The organism is Ureibacillus endophyticus, assembly GCF_024159215.1.
In the GTDB taxonomy this organism is placed as follows: domain Bacteria; phylum Bacillota; class Bacilli; order Bacillales_A; family Planococcaceae; genus Ureibacillus; species Ureibacillus endophyticus.
In genome coordinates, this window is record NZ_JAMYWW010000001.1 from 1,898,634 (window position 1) to 1,910,951 (window position 12,318).

At 37.3% G+C, this 12,318-nt stretch carries 13 protein-coding genes; 2 read left to right on the forward strand and 11 right to left on the reverse strand.

Features of this window, described 5'->3' with window-relative positions; all coding sequences use genetic code 11:
• Positions 1-50: 50 nt before the first annotated feature.
• Both panF and NKR20_RS09260 read right to left on the reverse strand, forming a co-directional pair.
• Positions 51-1,478, reverse strand: coding sequence for a sodium/pantothenate symporter (gene panF / locus NKR20_RS09255; protein WP_211330881.1), 1,428 nt, complete (start codon positions 1,476-1,478; stop codon positions 51-53).
• Positions 1,478-1,750: a YhdT family protein gene (locus NKR20_RS09260; RefSeq protein ID WP_170148414.1), complete on the reverse strand. Its 273-nt coding sequence runs from the start codon at positions 1,748-1,750 to the stop codon at positions 1,478-1,480. Before NKR20_RS09260 ends, panF begins: the two co-directional genes overlap by 1 nt.
• 147 nt (positions 1,751-1,897) lie before the next feature.
• Between NKR20_RS09260 and NKR20_RS09265 the strand changes: the two genes are divergently transcribed.
• Both NKR20_RS09265 and NKR20_RS09270 read left to right on the forward strand, forming a co-directional pair.
• Positions 1,898-2,371 (forward strand): hypothetical protein, encoded by a 474-nt coding sequence (locus NKR20_RS09265; protein WP_253425825.1) that lies wholly within the window; start codon positions 1,898-1,900, stop codon positions 2,369-2,371.
• A complete protein-coding gene (locus NKR20_RS09270) occupies positions 2,359-2,652 on the forward strand; it encodes a YxcD family protein (protein WP_253425828.1) in 294 nt (97 codons plus the stop codon). Before NKR20_RS09265 ends, NKR20_RS09270 begins: the two co-directional genes overlap by 13 nt.
• A gap of 624 nt (positions 2,653-3,276) precedes the next feature.
• On the opposite strand, the gene NKR20_RS09275 is transcribed toward NKR20_RS09270, so the two are convergent.
• From NKR20_RS09275 to NKR20_RS09310, 9 genes are all read right to left on the reverse strand, one after another.
• Complete coding sequence (locus tag NKR20_RS09275) at positions 3,277-3,420, reverse strand: hypothetical protein (RefSeq protein WP_253425831.1); 144 nt, start codon at positions 3,418-3,420, stop codon at positions 3,277-3,279.
• Positions 3,421-3,487: 67 nt separating this feature from the next.
• The gene (locus NKR20_RS09280; RefSeq protein WP_121214399.1) at positions 3,488-3,757 is read right to left on the reverse strand and encodes a hypothetical protein; all 270 of its coding nucleotides are present in this window, start codon (positions 3,755-3,757) and stop codon (positions 3,488-3,490) included.
• A gap of 191 nt (positions 3,758-3,948) precedes the next feature.
• Positions 3,949-6,165, reverse strand: a complete 2,217-nt coding sequence (locus NKR20_RS09285; RefSeq protein ID WP_253425848.1) for a 5'-nucleotidase C-terminal domain-containing protein — start codon at positions 6,163-6,165, stop codon at positions 3,949-3,951.
• Between the two features lie 195 nt (positions 6,166-6,360).
• A complete protein-coding gene (acnA, locus tag NKR20_RS09290) occupies positions 6,361-9,066 on the reverse strand; it encodes an aconitate hydratase AcnA (protein WP_121214401.1) in 2,706 nt (901 codons plus the stop codon).
• A 238-nt stretch (positions 9,067-9,304) separates the two neighbouring features.
• Entirely contained in the window at positions 9,305-9,505 is a 201-nt protein-coding gene (locus NKR20_RS09295) for a YqaE/Pmp3 family membrane protein (RefSeq protein WP_253425850.1), read from the reverse strand.
• Positions 9,506-10,350: 845 nt separating this feature from the next.
• Complete coding sequence (locus NKR20_RS19450; protein ID WP_281272153.1) at positions 10,351-10,473, reverse strand: hypothetical protein; 123 nt, start codon at positions 10,471-10,473, stop codon at positions 10,351-10,353.
• Positions 10,474-10,521: 48 nt separating this feature from the next.
• Positions 10,522-11,076, reverse strand: a complete 555-nt coding sequence (locus NKR20_RS09300; RefSeq protein WP_121214403.1) for a hypothetical protein — start codon at positions 11,074-11,076, stop codon at positions 10,522-10,524.
• Positions 11,077-11,330: 254 nt separating this feature from the next.
• A complete protein-coding gene (locus NKR20_RS09305) occupies positions 11,331-11,468 on the reverse strand; it encodes a hypothetical protein (protein ID WP_170148416.1) in 138 nt (45 codons plus the stop codon).
• Positions 11,453-12,283: a DUF2785 domain-containing protein gene (locus NKR20_RS09310; protein WP_121214404.1), complete on the reverse strand. Its 831-nt coding sequence runs from the start codon at positions 12,281-12,283 to the stop codon at positions 11,453-11,455. The genes NKR20_RS09305 and NKR20_RS09310 overlap by 16 nt, the downstream gene beginning before the upstream one ends.
• Positions 12,284-12,318: the final 35 nt, after the last annotated feature.

Here is a 12,318-nt window from a genome sequence, read left to right on the forward strand (position 1 = left end):
CTAGAAAATCCCCAATTTCACTACCTCTATTATAATGAAAATTAGAAAAATTAACTAGCCCTTCTTTGTGTGGCTAAACTTACTACTACAAACACTACAAATGATACTAGTATAGGGAGTGTAACAGTATGCATGCCAAAAATATGTGGTGACAGGCGATCAATTAAAATATAGAGGGTTAATCCTGTAATCATAGATGCCACGGACCCGTATTTGTTCGCTTTTTTCCAATACAAACCTAAAACTACTGACCATAAAAAGGCCGACTCCAAACCACCAAATGCAAACAAATTCAACCAAATTAAAAATTCAGGTGGTTTTAATGCGAAAAAGACAACAGCTAGTCCAATAATTGTCGTCACCCAAAAGCTTCGCGATTTGATTTGTTTTTCTGAAGCATTCGGATTGATAAAATGTAAATAAATATCTTTTACAAATGTTGAACTTACAAGAATGAGCAATGCATTTACTGTAGACATAATCGCCGCCATTGGAGCTGCTAACACAATACCCGCTAAAATTGGCGGTAATACTTCCAATGTTAATAACGGCATCACTTTATCCCCTACTTCAATGCCTGGCAAAACGGGTCTTGCCAACACACCAATTAAGTGCATACCAAACATGATTGTCCCTATACCAATAGTGCCAATCAAAATCGCACGGTGTAAGCTTTGAGAATTTTTATAACTCATTGCACGTACTGCGATTTGAGGTAACCCAACAACTCCTAAACCAATTAGGATCCAGAAAGTAGATACATATAGCGGTGTTAATGAACCGTCTGAACCGAATGGTGTTAACATTTGCGGATTTTCTTCAGCTAATGAGGTCATGATGTTTTCAATTCCCCCACCAGCAATGATAGTACCGATTAGCAGGATAACTGTACCGATAATCATGACAGTTCCTTGCATTGCATCGGTTAACGCTACAGCCCGGAATCCACCAATTGTTACGTAAACCAATACTGTAACAGCAAAAATAAGCAATGCCACTGGGTAACGAAGTCCTGTTAATGATTCAATTAACCGAGCGCCCCCAACCCATTGTGCTGTCATGCTGGCAAATAAAAATACAATAATACTAATGGCTGATAGGATGATAACCACATTACTGTCATACCGTTTTTTCAGATAATCTATTAATGTAATGGCTTCATATCGACGGGAGATAATGGCGAATTTTTTCCCCAATATCATTAAGACAAAATACCCCGCCGGAAGTTGTGCCATCGCCAGTAATACCCAGCCTAACCCCATGTTATAGGCAACACCGGGTCCACCGATAAAACTAGACGCACTTCCATAGGTCGCCATCATGGTCATGGCAAGTAAAAAGCCCCCCATTTCGCGCCCACCAAGAAAATATTCTTGTAAAAATGAATCGGCTTGTCTCACCTGTTTATTTGCCCAAAATCCAATGGCAAAAATAATGATTAGAAAAATAAATAATGGAATAATAACGGACCAATGAATCATTGTTCTTCTCTCCCATCATCAAAGGGAATATTTTTGAAAAATAATTTGATTGTTATCCAAATAAGAACAATCATGAATATTGTTCCAGCTATACAGCTGTAGAAGAACCATGCAGGAAATGAAGCAATATACGTATATTCAGAAGGGTCTTTTGAGCCTAATCCATAAGCAAACCCGTACCAAATCGCAAAATTCACTACCACGAGCACGATTCCAATGATCGCTTCCCTATTCGCGACCTTAAACCGAGGATCTTGCAACTTTCTCATCCTTTCATCTAACTAGAAATGGAATATTTATCACTGTATTAATGCTATGTAAATATTCATACTAATGTTAGAGTATTTATTTTTTAAAAACAACATATTTTGTTATAATTATAGACGTGTTACAACTAGGATGGAGGAGTTATATTAATGAAGTTAAAAACACTCTCTGCAATTTTGTTAGCGTTTACTTTAGCATTCACAAGTGTTGGTACGGTTATTCTTCAAGATGACGTGCAAACAGTAGAAGCTAAAAAGTACAAGTCTGGTAAGAAAAGCTACAATCAAAATCCAGGCTCAACAAACAACAATAATATTAACAAAAATGATGCAGACACAAACGTAAACAAAGCAACAACGACAAATAAAAATACAACTGGCATGACGACTACTGCGAAAAAAGGTGGATTCTTCTCAGGCGGGTTAATGAGAGGTTTATTCATCGGGGGTCTTGCTGGATTATTATTTGGAAGTCTATTCTCTGACATGGGGCTAATCGGGAACATTTTAGGTTTTGCGATTAACGCCGCAGCGATTGTTTTCATTGTGTTCATTTGTATGAAAATTTACCAAATGATGAAACGCAAAAAAGATAAAGAGGTAACGGATAATTGGAGAAATTAATTTTATCAGAACAAGAAATCGTAAATGCACTTTGCTTATTCCATGCAAAGTTTAAAAATGTACAACCCCAGGACGTTGAAGTCGAGTTAATGTATGATGACGATGCAGGTTTTACAGCCGAGGCTTATGTTAACGGGCAAATGGATCTGTACAACACGGTGAATTTTATAACCGCAATTCGTTTATACATTGACGAACAACTAAAACGCGACTCCATGTCCGCACGAATTGTGTTAGACCTTCACGATGAAGAAGGCATAATTGCAAATGTTGAATTTTAATAATTGATGGATGAATGGCGACTCAGTGGTTGGGTCGTCGTTTTTTGTGTTGCCCTCTTTGGTATGGGGGAAGCTGCAAACATTGGATTAATGTATTTTTTGGGATTTTTATTATGGTGACCTTCATTAACTTTATGAATCCTTGTTTTATTGTATTTGCAACAAATTTTCGGATTCATTCTTGTTATTAATACCGTTTTTGTTGTACTTGCAACAAATTTCTGTCTTCATATGCTTGATGAACACCATTTTTGTTGTACTTGCAATAAATTTTCGTCTTCATATGCATGATGAACACCATTTTTGTTGTATTTGCAATAAATTTCTGTCTTCATATGCTTGATGAACACCATTTTTGTTGTACTTACAACAAATTTTCGGATTCATTTGATTGATGAATACCGTTTTTGTTGTATTTGCAATAAATTTCTGTCTTTAAAAGTTTGATGAATACCATTTTTGTTGCATTTACAATATTTTTTCGTATTCATATGCTTGATGAATACCGTTTTTGTTGTATTTACAATAAATTTCTGTCTTCATATGCTTGATGAACACCTTTTTTGTTGTATTTACAATAAATTTTCGGATTCATTTGATTAATGAATACCCTTTTAGTTGCATTTACAACATTTTTTCGTATTCATTTGCTTGATGAATACCGTTTTGTTGTATTTGCAATAAATTTCTGTCTTCATTTGATTGATGGATACCATTTTTGTTGTATACACAACAAATTTTCTTCTCATTCGTTCGTTGAATTCTCACCTACCAACTATCCCCACCGCCATCTACTCAAAACAAAAACCAAAAGCCCTTTAAGACTTTTGGTTGGTTAGTAATCTAATTCCGTTGTGTCGAAGTAGACGGTTTCGCGGATGTCGGTGCTTCGATCTTTTAGATGATAATAGCTAATGTTGCCATTGATTAATTCTACGAAAAACTCAATTTCAGCATGTGTATATACTGGCCATTGTGCGATGGCTAAGAGACCTTGTGGAGGAGGAACTTCTTTTAAACATTCAAGTATTTGTGGATCATTAAAATTCAAGTAAAAATATCGTCCGTCTCGAATCTTTGCTAAAATACTATATCTTTTTTTCATGAATCCTCCTATAATTTTCCAATAATATTAATGACTACTATTAAATATATATGTCTACTATTTTATTAACAGTATGTATTAATTTCAACAAAATTTTGAAGAATTTACAAAATAAGTTGAATTCTTTATGACAATTGAAAAAAGTATACATAAAAACGGACTTACGTTAATACGTAAATCCGTCTTTTTATTTACTTCTGAGCAGCCACGTCAACAATGCGACCTTCTGTTGATGCGTTTACTTCTTTTAATGATTGTAAATGCTCTCTTAAGTTCTCCCAATCTGAAAGACCAAGATCTGTTACTTTCCCATTTGCATATGCAGTTGCAAACATATCAAACCCGTCTCCACCTTTTGCAGTGAAGGCATTTGTTGCGACTGTGTATGTTTTATCATCTTCAATAGCTACATCATTAACCATAATGCTAACAATACGGCTTCCAGCTGGTTTTGAAGAATCAAATTCCACTTTTGTTCCTTTTGAAACGTGTAAGAATCCACCGTTTTCTTCAGGGTATTTGCCAACTGACAATTCAAATGCTGCTTTTAACTCCGCACCCGTTACATCCATCAATGCTAATGTATTACCAAATGGTAGAACAGAAATGACTTCACCAACCGTAATTGGTCCCTCTCCAATGCTATTACGTATTCCCCCACCGTTTTGGAACGCCATAATGACTTCATTTTTCGTATAGTTTTTCGCTTTTGCTAACATGCCATCTGTAATGTAGTTTCCTAGTGCCGTTTCATTTTTACGAACACTTAGTCCCTCTTCGTTGCCTTCATCCGTTACGCGTGGATTTGGTAATGCTTCTGTAGCAGTTACACCAATTTCATCGTTTTGAACGGCATCCACTTTTTCTTTATATGGTTTTAAAATTTCTAACGCACCTGGATCATCTGCGTATTTCGCTAATTCGATTAACTGACCACCATATTCCACTACAACGCCATTTTCGTCAAAGGCAACATCTAGTGTTCCTAAGAAATCGCTATATTGATATGCTTGTACAATAACCGTTGCGTCTTTATTTTCCCCTTTTGCGTTTTTATCAACGACAACAGGCTCGTCCAATTTCGTATGGCTGTGTCCACCAACGATTACGTCAATACCTTCTACAGCTTTTGCTAATTCAAGGTCGTTGTCAATTGCAGCAGTATCATCATATCCGATATGTGTTAATGCAATAACTTTATTCACACCTAAATCTTCAAAGGCTTTTACTGCTTTTTGCGCTTCTTCGATATAGTTTTCAAATTTCACTTTTCCTGGTGAAGAGATGTCAGCTGTTTCTGCCGTAGTTAAACCAAAGATACCGACTTTTTCTCCATTGATTTCTTTTACAATACCAGAATAAATTTTTCCTTTTTCCGGCTCACTTGAAATTAAATCATTGAATAAACCAGTAAATGTATCATCTGCTGAGAAGTCCACATTTGATGATACGAAGGAGAATTCTGCTGCTTTAATGAAATCGGCTAATGCTTTGTGTCCTTCTGGGGTAGAGCCTAAATCAAATTCATGGTTACCAAAAGTCATAAAGTCGTAACCCATATAATTCATGAATTTCAAATCTGCTTGACCTTGGAATTCATTGAAATACAGCGTACCACTGAATACGTCCCCTGCATCAAGTAATAACGTGTTTTCCTTTTCTTCACGCAATTCTTTCACAGCTGCTGCACGTTTTGGCGCATTTTCTGCACGTGCATGTGTATCGTTACTGTGTAAAATTGTTAATTCAAAATCTTTTTCAACTGGTTCTGGTTGTGGTTCTGGCGTCGGATTTGTAACTAGATTTAATGCACGCACAATAAATGCTGCCGCTTGACCACGCGTAATTGGATCATTTGTTCCGAATGTAGTGCCAGATACATTAGTAATACCATTGTCTAATAACGCTTTTACATAAGGTGCGTCACTCTCAGAAACATCTGTAAATGGAAGGGCATCATTATTTTTTGGTTCTAGCTTCAGAGATACTGCAATGATTTTTGCAACTTGACCACGAGTAATCGTTTCATTTACTTTAAACGTTTGATCGTCATAGCCATCAATAATGTTTACTTGTGCTAATGCGGCAATTGGACCGTAATATTGATGAGAAGTAGGTACATCTGTAAAGTTTGGATTTTTCACATTATTTACATCTAATTTTAATACATTTGCAATAATTTTTGCCGCTTGCCCACGAGTAAGTGGTGCTCCTGGTTTGAACGTTCCATCTGGGTAACCAGTGATAACACCTTGTGATGCAAGTAAAGAGATTTCTTCAAATTGTGTATGTGTGGATGGTACATCTTTGAACGTAGATGCTCCAAATGCTGGTGTCACTAGTAGTGCTGAAGCAACTAAAGTTGTTGCAGTCGTTGCTGTGAAGATCTTTTTACGTTTTAAAGTCATGTAGTATTACCCTCCATTTTTTGAATATTATGAGAGATTCATAATCTATTATCTATTCTACAAGAAAGATATGTAAAAGACTAATATTTTGCTGTAAATATAATGTAATTTATGTAAAGGTATACTATTTAGTATGTGCAAAAATACGAAAAAAAAAGCAAGTTGAACGAGTCAACTTGCTTTTAATCGTATCTATTAAGCCTCTTGAGCTTTGTTACGAAGTACCATTTGTAGGATACCACCGTGACGGTAGTAGTCTACTTCTACTTCTGAGTCGAAACGAGCTAGAGCTTGGAATTCTTTCACTGTACCGTCTTCAGATTTAGCAGTTACAGTTAAGATATCACGTGGTTTTACATCGTCAGTTAAGTTAACTGAGATTTCTTCTTTACCAGTTAAGCCTAGAGTATCTGCGTTTTCACCTGGTAAGAATTGAAGTGGTAATACACCCATCATTACAAGGTTAGAACGGTGGATACGCTCATAGCTTTGTGCGATAACTGTTTTAATACCTAGTAAGAATGTACCTTTTGCAGCCCAGTCACGAGAAGATCCCATACCGTAGTCGTTACCAGCTAATACTACTAAACCAGTACCGTTTTCTTGGTATTTCATACATGCATCGTAAATGTATTCAACTTCACCAGTTGGCCAGTAAGTAGTGAATCCACCTTCTGTACCTGGAGCAACTTGGTTACGGATACGGATGTTTGCGAATGTACCGCGCATCATAACTTCGTGGTTACCACGACGAGAACCGTAAGAGTTGAAGTCACGGATAGCAACACCGTTTTCTTGTAAATATTTACCTGCTGGAGTATCTTTACCGATTGCACCAGCTGGAGAAATGTGGTCAGTTGTAATTGAGTCACCAAACTTAGCAATTACACGTAAGCCATCAAGACCTTTGATTGCTTCTGGCTCTTTAGAAAGACCAGTGAAGAATGGTGGGTTTTGAATGTAAGTTGATTTTTCATCAAATGTGTATAAAGAATCAGTTGATGTTTCAATTGCATTCCATTTTTCGTTAGCAGTAAATACTGTTTCGTATTCTTTTTGGAATAGTTCACGAGTAACTACTTTGTTTAATACTGCGTTAACTTCTTCAGTTGAAGGCCAGATGTCAGCGAAGAATACATCGTTACCATCTTTGTCTTTACCTAAAGAATCTTTTTGTAGGTCGATGTCTACAGTACCAGCTAATGCATAAGCAACTACTAATGGTGGTGAAGCTAAGTAGTTAGCTTTTACAAGTGGGTGTACACGACCTTCGAAGTTACGGTTACCAGAAAGAACTGAAGTTACGAATAAGTCTTTTTCTTTAATTGCTTCTTCGATTTCAGGTAATAATGGACCTGAGTTACCGATACATGTTGTACAACCGTAACCTACAGTGTTGAAACCGATTTGGTCAAGGTAAGATTGTAAACCTGAATCTTCTAAGTAACCAGTTACAACTTTAGAACCTGGTGCTAAAGAAGTTTTAACCCATTTTGGTGGTTTAATACCTTTTTCAACTGCTTTTTTCGCAACTAAACCAGCAGCTAAAAGTACGTATGGGTTAGATGTATTTGTACAAGAAGTGATCGCAGCGATTGCTACAGCACCTGTAGGCATTTCTACATCGCCTTCAGCAAATTTAATTGTTGAAGTTTTAGCGAATTCATCTTCAGTTAAACCGAAACCTTGTACGCCCATTGGAGCAGTAACTGCTTCATGGTAACGAGCTTTCATTTCTGAAAGTGGAATTAAGTCTTGTGGACGTTTTGGACCAGAAAGGTTTGGTTGAATGTCTTCTAATTTAATTTCTAAAACGTCAGTGTAAACAGGCTCTAATTCTGGATCGAAGAATAAGCTGTTTTCTTTTAAGTATTTTTCAACTACTGCGATGTGCTCTTCGTCACGACCAGTTAAACGCATGTAGTTTAATGATTCTTCGTCAATTGCGAAGAAACCACAAGTAGCACCATATTCAGGAGCCATGTTAGAGATTGTAGCACGGTCAGCTAATGGTAATTTAGATACACCAGGACCGAAGAACTCAACGAATTTACCTACTACACCGCGTTGACGTAATACTTGAGTTACTTTTAATGCTAAGTCAGTAGCAGTAGCACCATTTGGAAGTTCACCAGTTAATTTAACACCGATAACTTCTGGAATTGGGAAGTATGAAGGTTGACCTAACATACCTGCTTCTGCTTCGATACCACCAACACCCCAACCAAGAACACCGATACCGTTGATCATAGTTGTATGTGAGTCAGTACCTACTACTGAGTCTGGGAATGTTTCGAATGTGCCGTCAGCGTTCTCTTTAACGTGAACAACTGGAGCTAAATATTCTAAGTTAACTTGGTGTACGATACCAGTTGCTGGTGGTACAGCACGGAAGTTATCGTATGCAGTTTGAGCCCATTTTAAGAAGTTGTAACGTTCTGCGTTACGTTCGAACTCAAGGTCCATGTTAGCTTGTAATGCAGATGCATTACCGTATTTGTCAACTTGTACTGAGTGGTCAATTACAAGGTCAACTGGAATAGCTGGGTTGATTTTATTTGGATCTCCACCTAATTCTTTCATAGCTGAACGTAAAGATGCTAAGTCAACTACTACTGGAACCCCAGTGAAGTCTTGTAATACTACGCGAGATGGTTTGAATGGTACTTCACCTTCTGGATCTGCACCAGCACCAAATTTAGCTAAGTTGTTTACGTGTTCTTCTTTAATTACATAGTTATCGAATTGACGTAATACTGATTCTAATAATACTTTAATTGAGTATGGTAGGCGTGAAACGTTCGCTACGCCTGCTTCTTCGATTGCAGCTAAACGGTAGTAGTTATACTTTTTACCATTTACTTCGAATGAAGAACGGCTGTTGTGTAAATTGCTTGCCATTGTTGTACTCCCCCTAATTATAATTCGAAAAGGCTAAAATCAAAGCTTCTTTCCTCCAAAGAGAATCATAACGCAAAATTATACATAAGTAAATTACATTAATTTTATCTTTTGTGATAAGTTAAATTTATGACCTGTGTTGGAAATGCTTTGCAGATGGATTATACATGAGTGGTGCACAAAATAAAAGCACCCTTGTTAAGGATGCACATTATTGAGCATAATAAACAAATCATCGTCATTTTTCTAGATTTTTCATTAACTTTACTTGGCGTTTCATTCGCTCATCCGCTTTTTTATCTTTCACCACTAAGATCGCATGAATAACTGCAGGAATCCAAAAGAAAAAACATAATCCAAAATTAATGAGCGCTTGAATTGGCTTTCCACAAAACAAAACAGCTAATGGCGGTAGGAAAATGGCTATTAAGTACATCACGATGATTTTACACCCTTTCTACTTAAATAGAAGGATGTCTATTTTTTGATGATTTTAATCATGTTTTTCGTGGGTTGGTGTGGTTGCGTTGTATGGGTCTGGGGCGAAATTTGATTTTTGGTTAATTTTTTGTGAGTCTTGGGTTTCGTGGGTGGTATGAAGACGTTTTTCGCTTTAATTTTAGTTCATTTTGGTGTTCATCGGGGGAATGAAGACGTTTTTTGCTCAATTTTCGGCTCGATTTGGTGTTCATTTAGGTTATGAAGACCATTTCTGACTATTTTTTCGCTCGATTTGTCCTTCATCAGGCTTATGAAGACCATTTCTGCTTAATTTTTCGCTCGATTTGTCCTTCATCGGGCTTATGAAGACCATTTCTGCCTAATTTTTCACTCAGTTTGTCCTTCATCAGGCTTATGAAGACCATTTCTGACTATTTTTTCGCTCGGTTTGTCCTTCATCAGGCTTATGAAGACCATTTCTGACTATTTTTTCGCTCGATTTGTCCTTCATCGGGCTTATGAAGACCATTTCTGCCTAATTTTTCACTCAGTTTGTCCTTCATCAGGCTTATGAAGACCATTTCTGCCTAATTTTTCGCTCGGTTTGTCCTTCATCAGGCTTATGAAGACCATTTCTGCCTATTTTTTCGCTCGATTTGTCCTTCATCGAGCTTATGAAGACCATTTCTGACTATTTTTTCGCTCGATTTGTCCTTCATCGGGCTTATGAAGACCATTTCTACTTAATATTTCGCTCGATTTGTCCTTCATCACGCTTATGAAGACCATTTCTGACTATTTTTTCGCTCGATTTGTCCTTCATCACGCTTATGAAGACCATTTCTACTTAATATTTCGCTCGATTTGTCCTTCATCACGCTTATGAAGACCATTTCTGCCTAATTTTTCGCTCGGTTTGTCCTTCATTGGATTTTGAAGACCACTTCTCCCTAATTCCATTGTCAAAACGCGACTCCCCATCAAACAAAAAAGCAGCCACTCAAAAAGTGACCGCTAAACTGATAACTCACTTAGAACATTATTTTTTTCATCTAGTACCTGGATATTATATTTTTCTTGATCCTCAAGTTTCGATAAATCAATGTACCAAATAGAATACCCTTGTACATTATATAATTGAAGAACTTCTTCATCTAATGAAGTGAAATCAACTAAATCTGCTTTTTCACCATTCACTTTAACAGTAATTTCGCCATTCGGTTTAATTAATCCATACAAAATTTTGCTATCGGAATGCGCACTTTTGATAGCATTTTCCTCAAGTGGATTTGGTAATTGAGCATAAGTACCCTTTCCGGTACTCCATCCTCTTAAGTTTTTCGTTACAACCCCTGTGCCAAAATATTGACTATTCGATAAGAAGAAATATCGATGCTCTTTTTCGGTCTTTGGTCCTTCAATCCATTCATAATCAGCATCTTTTGGCAAGGCTTCTTCAGGTGTGTCTTTCCCATCTCCAGAAAACTGAACAAACAATATATTGAACATGTACCCTAGTAATAGAACAAATGCCGCAAATAAAAGAATTCTTGTAAATCGGTTTCGCATATACCCACCTCTTTTCTATTAAAGAGTTTCGTAATTAAAATATTCGGTGCAAAGAACGAACGCGCTCCGTTTTTCTTGTTGTCCAGCTACGAACGCTAGCTCTTTCGGTCACTTCAACTTCCTCCTACGCGTGTAAACACGCTTGTCGGAAGTCTCCGCAGTACATGGATGTACAAGTGCCGACAATGCCACGTGATGTGGCGTTTTTGTCGGCCAGTGCCGTCAAGAGCTGGACGAGCGTTCTCCGCTTTTCTTTATTGTCCAGCTCCGCGCGTTAGCTCCTCGGCAACTTCACAATCGTCTGCAAGGGCAAAAAGCGCCCTTTTGCCAATTCTTCCAGTTGCTGTCGGAGCTGAACGAACGCGCTCCGCTTTTCTTATTGTTTCATCCATTTCCCTAACATTAACGAAACAATCCCCATCACTTCCGGCGCTTTTTTTGAGAATTTCAACGTGAAGTAGAGGGTTTTCATGAAGTTTAGGGTGTTAGTGCGGGCGGCGAAGTATTGTGGTGTATAGCCGACTTGCATTACGTAAAATTGTAATTTGTCAAATACTTGTTCAATCCATTCAATTAACACTTCTTCTGGGAAGTCATGATTAATCAATTGCTCTACAATGGCCACAAAGCGTTCATCTTCATCGTTTATGAAGACTGAACCTTTCCAAAAGCTATCTTTGATTCCTTGTAGAAGAATTGGCGATAAACGGATTTCAAATGCAGGGTGTGACACGATGGCCGTTGCTAAATCTGCACCGTGGGCAATAGCAAGGGCCCAGCCTTTTTCCCCTACAAACCCGCGCACATCCTTCTCTTTGCTTAAATAAGACGCACTCGCATTTAAAATTGCAGAGGCATCTTTCTCATTTAAAAAATGCAGTTGTCGGTCTGCATGAAGTAACCCCGTTAACCATAACGCTGAAAAGGATCTTGTAAACACATGATCAGACTCTTTTTCATGAATAGAAGAATACAAATAATCATTTTCTACTAATGTTTTCGCAGTGTTGTTCATTTGTTCTACAGTCAATTGATTTTGAGAAAGTAGCTCGATGAATAAACGGTAATTCAGTTGATCCCGCAATTCGTTCTCGGGAATACCAATATGTAACAGCATATTATGCAATAGCTCATCCCCGTGCTCCGCTACATATTGTTGTCTACCTTCTAAATTCATATTTAATAGGTTTATTAAAGTTGTTTTCAAAATTTGTATCCTCCTAACCAAAACTCTATACAATT

Coding starts and splice junctions, on each gene's coding strand:
- NKR20_RS09300 (WP_121214403.1), bottom strand. CDS start 11,076: ATGCGAAACCGATTTACAAGAATTCTTTTATTTGCGGCATTTGTTCTA.
- NKR20_RS09285 (WP_253425848.1), bottom strand. CDS start 6,165: ATGACTTTAAAACGTAAAAAGATCTTCACAGCAACGACTGCAACAACT.
- NKR20_RS09265 (WP_253425825.1), top strand. CDS start 1,898: ATGAAGTTAAAAACACTCTCTGCAATTTTGTTAGCGTTTACTTTAGCA.
- NKR20_RS09280 (WP_121214399.1), bottom strand. CDS start 3,757: ATGAAAAAAAGATATAGTATTTTAGCAAAGATTCGAGACGGACGATAT.
- NKR20_RS09305 (WP_170148416.1), bottom strand. CDS start 11,468: ATGGATGAAACAATAAGAAAAGCGGAGCGCGTTCGTTCAGCTCCGACA.
- acnA (WP_121214401.1), bottom strand. CDS start 9,066: ATGGCAAGCAATTTACACAACAGCCGTTCTTCATTCGAAGTAAATGGT.
- NKR20_RS09260 (WP_170148414.1), bottom strand. CDS start 1,750: ATGAGAAAGTTGCAAGATCCTCGGTTTAAGGTCGCGAATAGGGAAGCG.